Genomic DNA, 16,558 nt, shown 5'->3' with positions numbered 1-16,558 from the left:
ACAGCCTATTCGACCTCGATGGAATAGCTGCAACCGGCTAGCGTCTTGCCCGGATGGGTATCGACAGTGGAGACGTTCAGCGAGATGCGCGTTTCCAGTACGGTGTCCGAATTTTCCTGCTGGTTCTTGCGCGACAGGACGATCTTCTCGCCGAGAAACTTGTTCGGCTGGTCGACGGAAGCTGTGACGCCAAGCTGCTTGGCGAGCGGATGCGGATCCGCCTCGTCAAGCACGGCAAGCGGCCCGGTGGAGGCGAAGGCGATCCTGTTCGTCTGCCGCCCGAAAACGATCATAGGCATCGAAAGCTGGAATTCGCGCAACAACGGATTATCCGACGGCAGCTCGCTGATGCCGAATTGTTTCATGGCCGTGGCGCGTTCCGGTCCGGTCAGCCATAGAGCGAAATTGTTGTAGCTTGGCACGTCATAGGTCGTGCATTCGATCAATTTGGCAAGATCGATCTTGGAAGGGTCCTGTTCTGCCGTTTGGGCATGGGATGCCGGCGCAAATAGCAGGAGCGCCGCCAGCAGCAGCGCGCCGTTGCGGTAGAATGACATGTCCTCTCCTCGATCTCCGGGCGATTCGATACCGGTGATATCAAATCGCGTGTCGGAGCGAAAAGGGAAAGAAGCCAGCCGAAATCGCGCGCTTGCGCCTCACCCCATGCGCTCGGAGGCGTAGGATCCCGGGCTTGCCGGGAAGACGACGGTGCGGTTGCCGTTGAGGAAAGTGCGATAGTGGATATGCGCATGGATGGCGCGGGCCAGCACCTGGCTCTCGACATCGCGGCCGATCGAGACATAGTCCTCGGCAGACTGCGCATGCGTGATGCGCGCCGTGTCCTGCTCGATGATCGGACCTTCGTCGAGATCGGCGGTGACGTAATGCGCTGTCGCCCCGATCAGCTTCACCCCGCGCTCATAGGCCTGCTTATAGGGGTTCGCTCCCTTGAAGGACGGCAGGAAGGAATGATGGATGTTGATGATGCGGCCCGACATCTTCCGGCACAGCGCATCCGACAGAACCTGCATGTAGCGGGCCAGTACGACGAGTTCGGTGCCGGTCTGCTCGACCAGTTCCAAAAGCTGGGCTTCGGCCTGCGGCTTGTTGTCCTTCGTCACCTTGATGTGGTGGAAGGGGATGTCGTGATTGACGACCACTTTCTGGTAGTCGAAATGGTTGGAGACGACGCCGACGATGTCGATCGGCAGCGCGCCGATCTTCCAGCGATAAAGCAGGTCGTTCAGGCAATGGCCGAAGCGCGAGACCATGAGCAGCACCTTCATGCGCTTCTTGGCATCATGGATCTCGGCATCCATGGCGAACTTCTCGGCGATCGGCTTGAAGCCTTCGGAAAGCGCCGTCTCACCGACGCCCTCCTCGGAGATGAAGGAGACGCGCATGAAGAACATGCCGGTGTCGAGATCGTCGAACTGGCTGGAATCGACGATGTTGCAGCCCTGCCCGGCCAGATAGTTCGAGATCGCCGCAACGATCCCACGCGTCGATTGGCACGTCACTGTCAATACATAGCTCGTCATGTCTTTATCTCTTCTATCCCGAGGATGTCCGCCTGCTTAGATGAAATCGGAGGTCTGGGAAATACCTCCCCCCAGCCATGTTTCGACGGATATTTAGGCAGGATGACGGGCAAAAAGCCGTTCCCGTTGCGTCTTCGAACGGCGTATCCCCGCCTCAGCCGCCGGTTGCCAGCGAAAGCTTTTGCGGTGGTTTCGCCAGACTTCCCTCGTTGAATTTCAGGAATCCCACAAGAAGCCAGACCAGTCCGGCCGTCTTCATGGAGAAGATGGCTGTGGAGCCGATCATCAGATTGAGGAACAGGAAAAGGGAAAGCGCATGGCCAAGGCGTCGCTGATTGACCGTTTCGCCGCCCGGATAGAGCGAGGCGTAGAGCCAGAACAGAATCAGGCCGAAGATGGTGGCGCCATAGATGATGTAGACATATCCGCTGTCGAAAAAGATGCCGACCTGATCGAGCTGCAGCCCGATCGTGCTCTGCAGGTCCATGCCGAGGAAGGCTTTGACCGTGCCATTGATGCGCCCGACGAAATTATCGCCCGTCACGCTCGGCTCGAGCGCGTGAATGACGAAGCCGACAACGATGATGCCGGGCATCGTCAGCAGGTCGAGCGTCTTCGGGAGCCATGGATAGATGAAATAGCCCGCAACGCAGATGAGGCTGAAGATCAGCATCGTGCGTGTGTCGTTCGTCAGCAGGATCAGCACGACCGTCGAGAAAAACAGCAGCCGGTCCAGCAAACCGAGACGATTGGAGAAGCTGATCAGATACAGCACCATCACGCCGCAGAAATTGGCAAGCGAGACCTGCTCCAGGAAGATGGAGGACGATCGGTGGTCGATCAGGCCGAAAGAGAACCGGCCCTCGAATCCAAGCGCGCCGCGAAACAGGCCGATATCGCTATAGGTCGCCGGCGGCACCCCACGCGTATTCTGGAAATATTCGGCCGGATGGAACAGCGCGACATATTCCTTGACCGACACGATTTCCAGGACAAGCACGGCAAGCACGATGAAGCATGAAATCTTGAAGGCAAGCTTGACGGTGCGCTCGTTGGCAAGCCGCCCCATGATCGAAAAAGCGAAGATGATCATCACGTTGCGGAGATGATCGATATAGGCCTGCTTGTTGATGGCGATGACGAAAACCGTCAGCACGATGGTCAGCAGCAGATAAAGGAGCGGTGCTATGTCCTCCTCATATATGCCTTTCGTCAGCAGGTAGGTGAAGGCGGCGACCTGCAACAGCACTTCGGACAGCACGACGGAGCTCGGCGTCAGCGGTGTGATATTGTGATTGATGAAGGCAAGGATGCAGTTATAGCAGACCGCCAGCAGCGAAATCGTGAGAATGACGAAATTGATCGGCTGCTTTTCGCCTGAACGTTGCATCAGATATCCGGAGTGGTGACGTCTTCACTGGCGGCGGCAGCATATCAGGCCGATGATTCGCGACAAAGAGCCGGCTGCCCGTCACTGATCATTTCGCCGGCTTGACCAACGCGCATGAGGCTGCCAGCGACACTTTTCGATTGAGCCCCTCGGTAAGAACCTTCATCTGCGGCTTGTCGCGGCCGTTGTGTGGCTGGACGTTGAGCGGCTCCTCCGGCGGCCACCAGTCGCCGGCGGCCCAATAGGTCCAGCCGAGCCACACGTCGCTGTTGGCGTTCATGATGTCGAGAACCTGTTTGAGACCGTCGAGGCAACCATCATTGGCGGCGACGCCGAATTCACCGAGGAATCCGCGCTTCCCGTTCTTGCGCAGCCAGTCGGTAACGTCGTTCATGCCCTTCACGGCTTTGTCGGTGCCGTCGCAGACCGGGTGCGTGCCCGAACTGTCCGAATCCAGATATTGGTGGAATTCGAAGGCGTAGAAATCGATCGGGTCCTTGACGCCGAGCATGACCGTGCCATTGGCGCCGCCGCCCAGAACGTCGGCCGACCAGCTATGCGCCCCCGTCCAGTTCGTTCCGGGTACGAGAATGAGATTGCGCGCGCCGATGGTTCGGATGCTGCGGATGGCGGTGTTGGCAAGTTCGAGCCAATCGGGAGCCTTGATATCGTGGGGCTCGTTCATCAGGCCGAAGGCGACGCCCTTTCGATTGGAGAACTCCACCGCAAGCCGCGCCCAGAAATCGCCGAAAGCAAGATCGGTCGCGGGAGCCTGCTTGAGCTGCGTCTTGTCGTAATAGGCGTAATTGTGGGGATCGAGAACGACTGTCATTCCATGCTTCTGGATGAGATCGACGGCATCCTTCAGCCGCTGCAGTTCGTCATCATCGAGAGGTGCTCCGAGCACGGGCTGCAGCCGTTCCCATCGGAAGGGAAGGCGGATTGTATTCATGCCTTTTTCCGCGAAATAGCGCACGGTCTGTTCGGACGGATATGTGTAATTCACATTCACGACCCCGCCGCGCTCGCCATATTCCGCACCGGACAGATTGACGCCGCGATAGCATAGTTGCTGCGCCGCAAGGGGGCTCTCCGCCTGCGCCGTGAAAGCGAGCATGATCGTGGCGGCCAGCAGGCGTCGCAGAGTTTTCGTCATCGATGCGGTCATTGCATGGCCCTGCCTTCCGTGCGCGTGTGGCTTTTCATAGGGATAATGGTGTTGAGCAATGATGAAGGGATGGATCATGCGCGCGCGTGCCACGCGATTTCCTGAGAGCGTCCTTAATGTTCCGTTAGCCAAACGTTTCTAAACTTCCGGCACCTGCTGCGTGGAATGCGTCTGCGGAGCATTGAAAGTCTGCCATGAGCTCAATGGAACGAAGCAAGAGATCGGACCGACTTGCGGGTTGGCGCGATACCGAGCCGTCTGACATACGGCGCGACGGTATGCGCTTGCGCAGTCCTGTCTTGCGCCCTCGGGATTTCGTCGCCGCTGCTGAGCCCATGGCACATTCCGAAGAGCTTGAGGCGCCCATTCCGGATGCCGCCGTTCCGCAAAGTCAGCCGAAGCGATCCGATGTTGAGGAGCCGGTGGCCCCCCGCTCCGTTTCCGAGCCGGTTGTCACCGCTGCGGTGCCTACTGTCGAGCAGGTTGCTGTTGTACCGGCATCTGTCGCTGCTCCGACGGCATCGATACCGGCGGCAAAATTGCCTTTGCTTGATCTTCGATCGGCCATCGCTTCGATCTGGGCGAAGAAGTTCGTTGTTCTTGCCCTGGCAGGCGCCGGCGCCGTTCTGGGCGGAGCGGTCATTCCCCTTATTCCGCAGAAATTCACCGCCGAGACCAGCCTCTATTTCGACCCTCGGCCGGTCGGAGGCTCCGATTCCGCCCAGCAGGCGCCGACGCCACCGGAATTGATCACGACGATGATCGACAGCCAGACGCAGATCCTGTCTTCCGGCAAGGTGCTAGGGCGCGTCGTCGATGCGCTGAAACTCGATCAGGATCCGAAATTCAATGGTGGCGCCACTGGCGAGGCGGCAAATTATGTGGCCACCGCCGCCTTGGCGAAAGCCGTGCAGATCGCCCGCGAATCCAGCACCTACGTCGTCAATGCCAAGGTGACGACGAGCGATCCTCAAAAATCGGCCGAGATCGCCAACCAGCTTGTGACCTCCTTCATGGAGGAAGAGAGCAAGGCGGCTGCGAGCACCTACAAGAACAGCAATACGGCGCTCGATTCCCGCCTGGAGGATCTGCGCCAGCAGGTACTGTCAGCCGAAAAGGCCGTCGAAACCTATCGCGCCGACAACGACATGGTGGCCGTCGAGGGCAATCTGATCTCCGACAAACGTCTGACCGCTCTGAACGACCTATTGGTAACGGCCCAGCAGAAAACGATCGAGGCAAGAGCCCGCGCGGACGCTGCCGGCAAGCTCAGCTTTGAAGATGTGGTCTCCAACAATCCGTCCGCAGGGGTGACATCGACGGCATTGAGCAGCCTGCGGCAGCAATACGCGACGATGGCGGCCAATGTCGGCAGCCTTCAAAGCCAGCTCGGCACCCGCCATCCGCGCCTGCTCGCCGCGAAATCGTCGCTGGATAGCCTCGCCGCCGAAATCCGCGCGGAGCTGCAGCGGCAGATGACCTCGGCCCGCGCCGATTATGAGCAGGCACAGAAGGCCGAGCAGGATATCGCCAAAGAACTGGCAGTACAGAAGGCCTCGCAGGTCAATACCTCAGGCAAGCTTGTCGGCCTGAACGAGCTGCAGCGCAAGGCGACCGCGGCTCGCAATCTCTATGAATCACTGCTGAAACGGTCCGGTCAGGCGAGCGATGCCCAGGACCTCTCGCAGAGCAATATTCGCGTGATCTCGGAGGCGGAACCGCCACTGAAGGCGGATGGGCCGAGCCGCAAGGTGATGATGGTGGCCGGGCTGATCGCCGGCGCAATCTTTGGTGCCGGTCTTGGCATGGCGTTTGCCGTTCTCCTCGGCCTGTTTCGGCATCCCGTCATCCGCAGCTATTTCGGCAAGTGACCATCGTCTTACCCTTTCGCATCGGCCGCCTTTTTCAGCATTGAGGATGCAATTGCGCGTCGACTGTTCTAAATGTAAATCGGCGCTGGGGATGATTGGGTCTTGCTAATGGAAGCGCGATACGGTCATTAAGCGTTGTGCGATACTTTGTGAGACAATCTATGCGAGAAAAGCGGTGCGTTGCTCCGATGACTGGCGCCAGGGAAAGCTGATCGATGGTGCCCGCGGATAAACTCGTTCTACCGTTTCTGGCGTTGCCGCGCTCCACCAAGCGCGCGCTTGCGCTGCTGGTCGATGCCAGCTTGTGTGTGCTGACGGTCTGGTTTGCCTATTGTCTTCGCCTTGACGATTGGGTCATCCTCGAAGGCGTCGAGTGGCTGCCGGCGATCGTCTCCCTTCTGCTCGCCATTCCGATCTTCATCGTCCTCGGCCTTTACCGCGCCATCTTCCGCTATGCCGGCCTTTCGGCGTTCGTGACGGTCGTCAAGGCGGTGGCGATCTATGCGCTCGCCTTCATGACGATCTTTACCGCCATCAGCGTGCCGGGCGTGCCGCGCACCGTCGGCATATTGCAGCCCTTGCTGCTGCTGATCGCGATCGGCCTGTCGCGCATGTGGACACGCTACTGGCTTGGCAACGCCTATCAGCGCCTTCTCAATCGCAATCAGCTTGCCAAGGTGCTGGTCTACGGCGCCGGTGCTTCAGGGCGTCAGCTTGCGGGTGCGCTTGCCAACAGCGCGGAGCTGAACGTCGTCGGCTATCTCGATGACGATCGCAACCTGCATGGCAGCATTATGGGCGGGCTGCCGATCTATGATCCGGCCGATCTGCCGGCGCTCGTAGTCTCAGGCGAGATCAAGGGCGTCTTGCTCGCCCTGCCGAATGCCACGCGACAGCGGCGCAACGAAATCCTCGAAGACATGCGCAAAGCTCGCGTCACCGTACGGACCATGCCAGATCTGACGGCGCTCGCGCAGGGCCGCGTCGCGGTTTCGGATCTGCGCGAGCTTGATATCGAGGATCTGCTCGGCCGCAACGTGATCGCTCCCGATCGCGGTCTGATCGAGAAGAACATTCGCGGCAAGGTCGTCATGGTCACCGGTGCCGGCGGCTCGATCGGCAGCGAACTCTGCCGCCAGATCCTGAAGAACGGTCCGTCCTCCCTGTTGCTGATCGAACAGAGCGAGTTCGCCCTTTATGCCATTCACGGCGAGCTGGAGAAGGCGGCCGCCTCCGCCGGCCACGCCGCCGATGTGCGCATCATTCCCTTCCTGGCTTCCGTCCGCGATGGCCAGCGGATCAGACAGATCATGCAGGCCTGGCGGCCGAAGACCGTCTATCATGCCGCTGCGTACAAGCATGTGCCGCTCGTCGAATACAATCCCGTCGAAGGCATTCGCAACAATGTGCAGGGAACGCGGATAGCGGCTGAAGCCGCGCGCGATCATGGTGTCGAAAATTTCGTCCTCATCAGCACCGACAAGGCTGTGCGTCCGACCAACATCATGGGCGCCAGCAAGCGGTTGGCGGAAATGGTGCTGCAGGCGATGGATGCAGATCGCAAGCCCGGCACCGACAGTACCAATTTCGCGATGGTGCGTTTCGGCAACGTGCTCGGCTCATCCGGTTCGGTCGTGCCGCTTTTTCGCCAGCAGATCCGCGACGGCGGCCCGATCACGCTGACGCATCCCGATATCACCCGCTATTTCATGACCATTCCCGAGGCGTCGCAGCTTGTGATCCAGGCGGGCGCGATGTCGGGCGGCGGCGATGTCTTCCTGCTCGACATGGGCGAACCGGTACGCATTGCCGATCTCGCGCGGCGAATGGTGGAATTGTCCGGTCTGACCGTGCGGGACCAGGACGAGCCGGATGGCGATATCGAGCTTGAAATCACCGGCCTTCGACCGGGCGAGAAGCTTTTTGAGGAACTGTTGATCGGCGACAACCCGCAGCCGACCAGCCATCCGCGCATCATGCAGGCCAAGGAGGATTTCCTGCCCTGGCCGGAGCTGTCGAGGCGGCTCGCCGCACTCGAGGCGGCACTGGATGAAAACGACATTCCCTTGGCGAAAGCCCTGCTGCAAAAGCTCGTTTCCGGCTATGCGCCGAGCAGCGAAGTGGTTGATCTGGTCTATCGCGAGCGCGAGACGGATCTGACGGTCGATCAGCCCAACCTTGATAACGTTGCACAGCTATAGGCGCGTGTCCTGTCACGACACCGGCGTCTCTTAGTGCTTTCGGGCTTGGCCTCGCAGCTTTGCCGCAGCTACTGCTTCATTGCGATGGCGTAGTACCAGCGGCGCACTTGATCGCAGGTGCGGAACCAATGTGCCGTGAGCCGCAACAGCGGATGCCGCTTTACCGCGCGGTAATGCACGCGTTTGCCGATCGTGGTGTGGGCGCGGTGCGGGCTGAAATCGACCAGGTTTTCAAAGGTCGTGAATGTCTCGACGCCGGTTGACCAGCCGCGTTCCAAAGCGACGTCGTAGGGAAGAAGCATGGGCTTCAGCGTCGTCAGCAGCTTCTTGGCCGCCTTGCGGTTGACGATATAACAGGCAGCCGATCCCTGCGGACCATGCATGCAGCGACCGACGACATCGTTTTCGCTGGTTTCGCAGATCGGCTTGAAGCCGACAAGGCGATGGTTGACGAGCTTGACGAGACGCGCCCCCTGGACGCTTTCCATCGCTGCGATTGCACGCGGGATAAGCTTCTCGTTGAGCTCGACGTCGTCTTCCATGATGATCGCCATCTTGTCGCCGCTTGCGACGAATTGCTCCAGCGCGATCAGATGGCTGCGGTAGCATCCGTACTCTCCCGGCAGGAGCTTGCGGCCGTTGTGATAGATGAACGAATGCGGATGAAAATCGACGCGGTCTGCCTCCGCGACGACACGTCCGTCGACGGCAGGAACGCGCGTGATATGCAGATCATATTCGACGGCCTTGTTGCACAGTCGTTCCCAGCGATCACGCGAGCGATCAAGATTGATGACATAAATGGAAACCTGCTGAGCGGCATCGTCAGCAATCTCCGGGTCAACAAGAGGCGGGATACGATTAATCTGTTCGAGAATGACTGTTACTCCTTCAAACAGAAATCGCGCCGACAACAACCAGGATGACAATTTTCATACTATATAACATGCTTATGACTTGTCGCAAATCGCTTGCACACGCCTGCATTGTATTTGCAGATAAAAGCATTTTTTTTGGTGTAACGTAGCGTGAATGGCCCGCGTCGGCGATGCGGAAACCATCCCGTGCGCATGATTTTGATCGGGGAACCCGTTGGCGCATGACCCCAGCCCCATTATATCTGTGATATGCGGCGTGTGGTCGTTGCGCTCGCATTTGTAAAGGAGCGTAGCAGTATATGTGGATCAAGTCGAAAATCGCCATTGCTGCCCTGTCCCTTGCGGTCTTGATGCCGGCGGCCGCACTTGCCGACAATCCGCTCCTCCCCAAGCCATATGTAGCTCCCGTCTATCCTTACAAGGACCTTCCGGGAGTTACTGCGCCGAAAATGGCTGATGACGAGAAGTTTCAATGTCGCACCGCTACCGTGTACGCCGATTATTTTCACGAAGGTCCGTTCTACCGCGGCTTGCCGCGCCTCGGTTACGTTTGCGATCAGAATGGCGTCATTTCCAGCAGCACCAGAAAGCCGAACTACCAATATTGGCAATATAACGGGCCGGATAGATAAGTCGTAGGCATTCTGCCGAATTAAGCAGCAGCGCAATCAAAGCGAGCGTGGCTTCATGTTCGCGTCGGTAGGTTTTGTTGGTGGTCTGAAAATAAATTTCATGTTTTTGGTTAAATGCGCGAACGTCGTTGACGAATGCGAAAATTTGCCCCAAGGTTACGAAAATAAATTACGTAATGGGAACATAAAAGCATGCGCGTTGGAATCATTGGGCTGGGATTCCGCCTAGGCTATCTGGGCTATGTCTTCAAGGCGATCGACGAGAGCTTCGAGATTGCAGGATATGTCGATCCGGAACCCGCGGGCCTGCCCGGTTTGCTCGAACGGGGCATCTCAGCCGGAAAGGCCTACGCAACACCCCAGGATCTGATCGCCAACGAAAAGATCGACCTCTTGATGATCGGTTCACCGAACCACATGCATCTCGATCACATCCGCATCGGCCTCGAGGCCGGCCTCAAGATCTTCTGCGAAAAGCCGATCGTCACAACCATCAAGGACAGTATCGAACTTGCCCGCCTGATGGCGAAATTCGGTCATGAGCGCCTGAATGTCGGTCTCGTGCTGCGCTATTCGCCGATGTATCGCGATCTCCTGGCCGCCCAGGCCGAGGGGAAGCTCGGCCATGTCGTTTCCATCGAGGCTGCCGAGCATATCGAACCCTATCACGGCGCCTTCTTCATGCGTGACTGGCGCCGATACGAACATTATTCCGGCAGCTTCATGCTGGAAAAATGCTGCCACGACCTCGATCTCTATAATGGCGTGGTTGGCGCGCGGCCGGAGCGGGTCGCAAGCTTTGGCGGCCGCAAGAGCTTCATTCCGGAAAACGATCCCGCGCGGGAAGGCATCAACGATCTCGAGCTCTTCCATCGCAAGCCGAGCGGTTGGATGGGGTCTGACAAGGTCTTCGACAGTGACGGCGACATCATAGACTATCAGGTCGCGATCATTGAGTATGCCAATGGTGTCGGCATGAACTTCCACACCAATCTCAATGTGCCGGACCAGTTCCGCCGTTTCGCCATCATGGGCTCGCGCGGCATGGCCGAGGGCGATTTCATCCGCGGTTATTTCAATGTCCATGAGATGCTGACCGGCAAGAAGGTGATCGAGAAGACCTACGCGGCCACCACGCTTTCGCAGCACTATGGCGCCGACGAACAGATGGCCGCCGATATTATCGCGCACGTCAAGACGGGCCTGCATCTGCCGGTGTCGACCCAGAATGCGCTGGAAGCCGGCATTCTCGCGCTCTCGATGGACGAGGCCCGCATGAAGAAGACCGTCGTCGATCTCCGGCCGATCTGGGACGAGTTCGACGAAGCGCTTCATTCAAGAGCCGCCTAGGGAGGGGCGCAGGATGGGTGTTCAACGCGGCACGGTCATCTTCGCCTGGCTCCTTCTTTTTCCGGCTCTCCTTTACGTCACCGTCATCGTCGCCTATCCGCTGGTCGACACCATAATCCTGTCCTTCACCGATGCATCGTTGAAGAAGGTGACGAATTGGGTCGGTTTCGAGAACTACGCGAAGATCTTCAACGACACTTTCGCAGGCGTCATCGTCCGGACTTTCATCTGGACGTTCTTCTCCGTGTCGATCAAAATGATCATCGGCACGCTGGGCGCGGCGCTGTTGAATTCCGCTGTTCCGGGCCGCGCGCTTTTCCGCGTCTTGACCATGCCGCCCTGGGTTGTGCCGATGGCGATCGGCATCTTCATGTGGGGCTGGATGTATAATGGCCAGTTCGGCATGATTTCGGGCATGCTGCAGCGTTTCGGCATCGTCGACAGCCCGGTGGCGTTCCTCGCCTATGGCAGCACGGCCTTCTGGGCGACGATCATTACCGACGTCTGGATCGGCGTGCCGATGGTCACTCTTTATATGCTGGCGGCCATGCAGGCGATCCCGCATGATCTCTACGAAGCTGCCTGGACGGATGGCGCCGGCCGCTTCTATCGCTTCCGCCGCATCACCCTGCCGCTGCTGGTGCCGTCGCTGGTCACCATGTCGATGTTGTCGCTGATCGCCACTTTCAATTCCTTCGATATCATCTGGATCCTGACGCGCGGCGGCCCGAACGGCGAGACGACGACGATGATCATCGACACCTATCGCACTGCGATCGGATCTTACAAATATGGTGAAGGCGCTGCCCGCGCGGTGCTGATCTGCATCTTCCTGTCGATCTTCTGCCTTGCCTATTTCCGCCTGACCAGCCGCTTTTCCACGGGAGCAAAGCAGCGATGAGCCAGCCCGCCATGATCAATCGCTACAAGTGGTACGAACTCATCGGCATCTATGCCGGGATCCTCCTGTTCCTGACCTTCGTGCTGGCGCCCTTCGTCGAGGGGTTCCTGGTCTCGCTGAAGCCGCTCAGCCAGCTTTTCTCGTCGCCCTATCGGTTCATTCCCGAAAATGGTTCCTTTGCAGCCTATCGCACGATGTGGACCAGCGTGCCCGGTTTCGGCTGGTATATCTTCAATTCCTTCCTGATTTCCGGTGTGAGCACTGTCATCGTGCTGATTCTCGTCGTGCCGGCCGCCTATGCCTTCGCTCGTTTCGAGTTCCGAGGTTCTGGCCTGCTGCTCGGCGCCTTCCTGGCAGTCAACATGTTTTCCGGTGCCGTACTGCTGATCCCGCTGTTCCGGCTCATGCGCTCTTTCGGCTTTTTGAACACCTATCTTGCCATGATCGTACCGGGTGTCGCTTTCCTCATTCCCTCTGGGATTTGGTTGCTGCGCACCTATATGATGCGCATTCCGAAGGAACTCGACGAAGCGGCCTTTGTCGATGGAGCAAGCCATTTCTATACGCTGCGCCGCGTCATCCTGCCGATCGCCATGCCGGGCATCACCGTCGTCGCCATTACCACTTTCATCGGTTCCTACGCGCAGCAGTTCATCTATGCGCTCACCTTCAATTCGAAGACGGAATACATGCCGCTGCCAGTTGGGCTTTTTGCCTATTTTGGCCGGCAGGAGGTCGTCTGGAACGAACTCATGGCCGCAAGTTTCGTCGGCATCGCGCCGGCTCTGGTCGTGATCTTCTTCCTGCAACGGTATCTCGTCAGCGGTTTGACCGCTGGCGCGGTGAAGCAATAAAATCAATCAACCACCAGAGAGAACGGGAGCTTAAACGTGACATTCCATTTCAAGACGGGGCTTCTCGCCCTTGCTTTGCTCGGCTCCACCGTGCTTGGCGCCGTAAACGCCCAGGCCGCCGACAAGGAAATCAGCTGGATCTATTGCGGCGACAGCATCGATCCGATCCATGTGAAGTACATCAAGCAGTGGGAAGACAAGAATCCGGGCTGGGCCGTCAAGCCTGAGGTCGTCGGTTGGGAGCAGTGCCAGGACAAGGCAACCACGCTCGCCGCAGCCGGCACGCCGGTTGCCATGGCTTATGTCGGCTCGCGCACGCTGAAGCAGTTCGCTGACAACGACCTGATCGTTCCGATCCCGATGACGGACGAAGAGAAGAAGGCTTATTATCCGGGCATCGTTGGGACGGTTACCTTCGATGGGCAGCAGTGGGGCACACCGATCGCCTTCTCGACAAAGGCGCTCTACTGGAACAAGGATCTCTTCAAGAAGGCAGGTCTTGATCCGGAAAAGCCGCCGACCACCTGGGCTGAAGAAATCGCCGACGCCAAGGCGATCAAGGAAAAGACCGGCATTCCCGGCTATGGCCTTTCGGCCAAGACCTTCGATAACACCATGCACCAGTTCCTGCATTGGGTTTACACCAACAACGGCAAGGTCATCGACGGCGACAAGATCGTTCTCGATAGCCCCGAGGTTCTGGCAGCTCTCCAGGCCTACAAGGACATCACGCCCTACTCGGTCGAAGGGCCGACCGCTTACGAACAGAACGAAATGCGGGCCATCTTCCTCGATGGCAAGGTCGGCATGATCCAGGCCGGCTCCGGTGCCGCCGCTCGTCTGAAGGAAACAAAGATCAATTGGGGCGTGGCACCGCTGCCGCTCGGTCCTTCGGCCAAGGGTCAGGGCACGCTGCTCATCACCGACAGCCTTGCCGTCTTCAAGGGCAGCGGCGTCGAGGACAAGGCGATCGAATTCGCCAAGTTCATCACGTCTCCCGGCCCGCAGGGCGAATACGAACTCCAGGGCGGCGCAGGCCTCACGCCGCTGCGCCCGTCTCCGATGGTTGACGAGTTCGTCAAGAAGGATGCTTCCTGGAAGCCGTTCATCGACGGCATCGCCTATGGTGGTCCCGAGCCGCTCTTCAAGGACTACAAGGGCTTCCAGAACGTGATGATCTCCATGGTCCAGTCGGTCGTCACCGGTCAGGCTCAGCCGGCGGATGCGCTGAAGAAGGCCGCTGCCGATCTCGAGCAGTACAAGTAAGCCTGCAAGTCACCGGGCCGCGCGCAATGCGCGCGGCCTTTGGAGCCCTGCCCGCCCCATGGCGGCGCCGCGCGGAGACAGAGTTTGGGAAAGCTGCACCTTAATCAGGTCAAAAAATCTTACGGTCATTTTGAGGTCATCAAGGGCGTCGAGCTCGACGTCAATGACGGTGAGTTCATCGTCTTCGTCGGCCCGTCCGGCTGTGGCAAGTCGACCTTGCTGCGCATGATCGCAGGTCTCGACGATGTGACCAGCGGCGACATCAAGATCGATGGCGCGCGCGTCAATGATCTGCCGCCCGTCAAGCGCGGCATCGCCATGGTCTTCCAGTCCTATGCTCTCTATCCGCATATGTCGGTGTTCGAAAACATCGCCTTCCCGCTGCGGGTGGAGAAGATGGCGGAGGACAAGCTCAAGGCCAAGGTCGAGAATGCCGCCCGCATCCTGCACCTCGATAAACGCCTTCAGGAAAAGCCGGGTCAGTTGTCCGGCGGCCAGCGCCAGCGCGTCGCCATCGGCCGTGCGATCGTGCGCGAGCCGAAGATCTTCCTCTTTGACGAGCCGCTGTCCAACCTCGATGCAGCTCTGCGTGCCGATATGCGCATCGAGCTCGCCAAGCTGCACCGCCAGTTGCAGGCAACCATGATCTACGTGACGCACGATCAGGTCGAGGCCATGACAATGGCCGACCGGATCGTCGTCCTGAATGCCGGCGAGATATCGCAGGTCGGTGCGCCGCTGGAGCTTTATCACAAGCCGGCAAATACCTTCGTTGCCCGCTTCATCGGCAATCCCAAGATGAACTTCCTGCCCGTCACTTGTACCAATGTCAGCGATGCCGGTGTGGAGGTGGACTACAAGGGCCAGAAGGCCGTACTGCCCGTCACGCCGCGTCCAGGCTTTGCCGGCAAGGCATTGACCCTCGGCATCCGGCCGGAGCATGTCCAGCTTGGCGATGGTGATCTGACCCTCACGATCGTACCGACGGTCGTGGAGCGTCTTGGCGCGCAAACCGTTGCCTATGCCACGGCTGATGGCATCGACGAGAATTTCTGTGCGACGCTGCCCGGCAGCGCCGCCATCCGCATGGACGCACCCCTGAAGACTGGTATCCGCCTCGGCGATTGCCATCTCTTCGATGAAAACGGCCAGGCTTTCGAGCGGCGGGTGGAACTGACCGAAATCGACATGGACCTGCTGAACCGAGCCGCCTCCTGACGGGAGGTGGTGCTGGCCATCCTCGCCCTTCGACAAGCTCAGGGTGAGGATGGGGTAAACCTGGTCCTCAATACGGCTTACCGTTCTTTGGCTACAGCGTAGAGAATCAGCCCTCTTGGTGAGGAGGCCCAAAGGGCCGTCTCGAACCACGAGAGCGGGTGAGGGATCGCCCTACCAGACCAGACCGCGAGCCGCCACGTCTTCGACGCGGGTCACAATGCCATCGCGATGGAACACCATCTGGTCGAAGAGATTGGAAACGACGCAGGTGTGGTTCGGTATGATGCGGATCTTGTCGCCGATCTCAGGACGAGCGCCTGCGCAGTTCGACAGATCGATGACACCATGCTCTTCCGATAGCCCCTTGATGACGGCATCGGGATAGTCGACCACCTGACCGTAATCGGCAAAACCGAGAAGGTCGGAAGTCAAAGCCTTCGAGCCGGCATCGATGACGGCGCGGTCTTCGGTTGGTCGGGAAACGACGGTCGCAAGGATGTGCATGGCGCAATCCTCTTCCCGGCAATGGCCCGCACGTACCATCGAGCGGTCATTATAGATGTAGGTTCCGGCGCGATGCTCGGTAGCGGCCGTCACGAGGTGGGCCTCAAAAAGGCTTGGGGTGCCGCCATTGCTGACGATCGGGCATTCGATGCCATCATTCTTCAGCAGCGCTATGGCTTCGACGAGGAAAGCCTGCGTCGCGGCGGCGTTGTTCGGCTTTGGATAGCTCATCAAGCCACCGAAGACGAGACCGGGCTTGCTGGCGATATGCTTGCCGAGAGCGGCCGCCTGCTCTGGCGATTGCACGCCGCAGCGCGCGCCGCCGGTATCGCATTCGACCAGCACGGTCAGCGGCTTGCGAGCGGCGAACCAGCCGGAAAGGCCGTCAACCGTCACGGTGCTGTCGGCCACGACCTTGAGGCCGGATATACGGTCGTTCAAAGCCGAAAGCCGTGCGAGCTTTTCAGCCCCGATAATATTGAAGGTGATCAGGATATCTTCGAAACCTGCATTGGCGAACACTTCCGCCTCTGTGATCTTCTGGCAGTTGATGCCCTTGGCGCCGGCGGCGACCTGGGCGCGTGCGAGGGCCGGAATCTTGTGAGTCTTAATGTGCGGGCGGAAATTCAGTCCGTGCGCATCCATGTAGGACTGCACGCGCGCAATATTCGCAGCCAGCCGGTCTTCGTCGATGATCGGGCGGGGCGTGGAGAGGCTGTCGATCGTGTCGCCCGGCTTGGGGCTGATTTCCAAGGCGATGTCGTGAGCGATACTCGGAGCCATG

General features: G+C 59.0%; 14 protein-coding genes. 8 read left to right on the top strand and 6 right to left on the bottom strand.

The window, feature by feature from the left end; genetic code table 11:
- Positions 1–5: 5 nt before the first annotated feature.
- From FBZ99_RS14160 to FBZ99_RS14145, 4 genes are all read right to left on the bottom strand, one after another.
- Entirely contained in the window at positions 6–557 is a 552-nt protein-coding gene (locus FBZ99_RS14160) for a hypothetical protein (RefSeq protein WP_145633741.1), read from the bottom strand.
- A 99-nt stretch (positions 558–656) separates the two neighbouring features.
- Positions 657–1,541, bottom strand: a complete 885-nt coding sequence (gene purU / locus FBZ99_RS14155; protein ID WP_145633736.1) for a formyltetrahydrofolate deformylase — start codon at positions 1,539–1,541, stop codon at positions 657–659.
- 154 nt (positions 1,542–1,695) lie between these two features.
- Positions 1,696–2,931 (bottom strand): hypothetical protein, encoded by a 1,236-nt coding sequence (locus FBZ99_RS14150; protein WP_112722803.1) that lies wholly within the window; start codon positions 2,929–2,931, stop codon positions 1,696–1,698.
- An 88-nt stretch (positions 2,932–3,019) separates the two neighbouring features.
- On the bottom strand, positions 3,020–4,099 hold the full coding sequence (locus tag FBZ99_RS14145; protein WP_145323477.1) for a glycoside hydrolase family 5 protein: 1,080 nt from the start codon (positions 4,097–4,099) through the stop codon (positions 3,020–3,022).
- Between the two features lie 194 nt (positions 4,100–4,293).
- Between FBZ99_RS14145 and FBZ99_RS14140 the strand changes: the two genes are divergently transcribed.
- Together FBZ99_RS14140 and FBZ99_RS14135 are read left to right on the top strand one after the other, a co-directional pair.
- On the top strand, positions 4,294–5,970 hold the full coding sequence (locus FBZ99_RS14140) for a GumC family protein (RefSeq protein WP_145633733.1): 1,677 nt from the start codon (positions 4,294–4,296) through the stop codon (positions 5,968–5,970).
- Positions 5,971–6,185: 215 nt separating this feature from the next.
- Entirely contained in the window at positions 6,186–8,171 is a 1,986-nt protein-coding gene (locus tag FBZ99_RS14135) for a polysaccharide biosynthesis protein (RefSeq protein ID WP_113329832.1), read from the top strand.
- 68 nt (positions 8,172–8,239) lie between these two features.
- On the opposite strand, the gene FBZ99_RS14130 is transcribed toward FBZ99_RS14135, so the two are convergent.
- Positions 8,240–9,100 carry a glycosyltransferase family 25 protein gene (locus FBZ99_RS14130; RefSeq protein ID WP_246661107.1) on the bottom strand — a complete coding sequence of 287 codons (861 nt, stop codon included), beginning with the start codon at positions 9,098–9,100 and terminating at the stop codon, positions 8,240–8,242.
- A 248-nt stretch (positions 9,101–9,348) separates the two neighbouring features.
- Here FBZ99_RS14130 and FBZ99_RS14125 point away from each other — a divergent pair, with 248 nt between their 5' ends.
- The 6 genes from FBZ99_RS14125 (at position 9,349) to FBZ99_RS14100 (ending at position 15,270) form a co-directional block, all read left to right on the top strand.
- Positions 9,349–9,681 carry a hypothetical protein gene (locus FBZ99_RS14125; RefSeq protein WP_113329833.1) on the top strand — a complete coding sequence of 111 codons (333 nt, stop codon included), beginning with the start codon at positions 9,349–9,351 and terminating at the stop codon, positions 9,679–9,681.
- Positions 9,682–9,873: 192 nt separating this feature from the next.
- Positions 9,874–11,031 carry a Gfo/Idh/MocA family protein gene (locus FBZ99_RS14120; protein WP_095433652.1) on the top strand — a complete coding sequence of 386 codons (1,158 nt, stop codon included), beginning with the start codon at positions 9,874–9,876 and terminating at the stop codon, positions 11,029–11,031.
- A gap of 13 nt (positions 11,032–11,044) precedes the next feature.
- The gene (locus FBZ99_RS14115) at positions 11,045–11,932 is read left to right on the top strand and encodes a carbohydrate ABC transporter permease (RefSeq protein WP_113329835.1); all 888 of its coding nucleotides are present in this window, start codon (positions 11,045–11,047) and stop codon (positions 11,930–11,932) included.
- Positions 11,929–12,786 carry a carbohydrate ABC transporter permease gene (locus FBZ99_RS14110; RefSeq protein ID WP_112722798.1) on the top strand — a complete coding sequence of 286 codons (858 nt, stop codon included), beginning with the start codon at positions 11,929–11,931 and terminating at the stop codon, positions 12,784–12,786. Before FBZ99_RS14115 ends, FBZ99_RS14110 begins: the two co-directional genes overlap by 4 nt.
- 36 nt (positions 12,787–12,822) lie before the next feature.
- Positions 12,823–14,052: an ABC transporter substrate-binding protein gene (locus FBZ99_RS14105; RefSeq protein WP_113329836.1), complete on the top strand. Its 1,230-nt coding sequence runs from the start codon at positions 12,823–12,825 to the stop codon at positions 14,050–14,052.
- An 84-nt stretch (positions 14,053–14,136) separates the two neighbouring features.
- On the top strand, positions 14,137–15,270 hold the full coding sequence (locus tag FBZ99_RS14100; RefSeq protein WP_145633729.1) for an ABC transporter ATP-binding protein: 1,134 nt from the start codon (positions 14,137–14,139) through the stop codon (positions 15,268–15,270).
- 171 nt (positions 15,271–15,441) lie between these two features.
- Here FBZ99_RS14100 and FBZ99_RS14095 read toward each other — a convergent pair whose 3' ends face one another.
- On the bottom strand, positions 15,442–16,557 hold the full coding sequence (locus FBZ99_RS14095; protein WP_246661106.1) for a D-TA family PLP-dependent enzyme: 1,116 nt from the start codon (positions 16,555–16,557) through the stop codon (positions 15,442–15,444).
- Between the last annotated feature and the right edge of the window lies 1 nt (position 16,558).

The organism is Rhizobium sp. ERR 1071 (assembly GCF_007828675.1).
Lineage (GTDB): Bacteria > Pseudomonadota > Alphaproteobacteria > Rhizobiales > Rhizobiaceae > Rhizobium > Rhizobium dioscoreae.
The sequence above is the reverse complement of the archived record's forward strand: the minus strand, read 5'-3'. Positions and strand labels throughout refer to the sequence as shown.

Bases quoted from the DNA above. Each gene is read 5' to 3' on its own strand.
- FBZ99_RS14160 (WP_145633741.1), bottom strand. From the start codon at position 557: ATGTCATTCTACCGCAACGGCGCGCTGCTGCTGGCGGCGCTCCTGCTA.
- purU (WP_145633736.1), bottom strand. From the start codon at position 1,541: ATGACGAGCTATGTATTGACAGTGACGTGCCAATCGACGCGTGGGATC.
- FBZ99_RS14150 (WP_112722803.1), bottom strand. From the start codon at position 2,931: ATGCAACGTTCAGGCGAAAAGCAGCCGATCAATTTCGTCATTCTCACG.
- FBZ99_RS14145 (WP_145323477.1), bottom strand. From the start codon at position 4,099: ATGACCGCATCGATGACGAAAACTCTGCGACGCCTGCTGGCCGCCACG.
- FBZ99_RS14140 (WP_145633733.1), top strand. From the start codon at position 4,294: ATGAGCTCAATGGAACGAAGCAAGAGATCGGACCGACTTGCGGGTTGG.
- FBZ99_RS14135 (WP_113329832.1), top strand. From the start codon at position 6,186: ATGGTGCCCGCGGATAAACTCGTTCTACCGTTTCTGGCGTTGCCGCGC.
- FBZ99_RS14125 (WP_113329833.1), top strand. From the start codon at position 9,349: ATGTGGATCAAGTCGAAAATCGCCATTGCTGCCCTGTCCCTTGCGGTC.
- FBZ99_RS14120 (WP_095433652.1), top strand. From the start codon at position 9,874: ATGCGCGTTGGAATCATTGGGCTGGGATTCCGCCTAGGCTATCTGGGC.
- FBZ99_RS14115 (WP_113329835.1), top strand. From the start codon at position 11,045: ATGGGTGTTCAACGCGGCACGGTCATCTTCGCCTGGCTCCTTCTTTTT.
- FBZ99_RS14110 (WP_112722798.1), top strand. From the start codon at position 11,929: ATGAGCCAGCCCGCCATGATCAATCGCTACAAGTGGTACGAACTCATC.
- FBZ99_RS14095 (WP_246661106.1), bottom strand. From the start codon at position 16,557: ATGGCTCCGAGTATCGCTCACGACATCGCCTTGGAAATCAGCCCCAAG.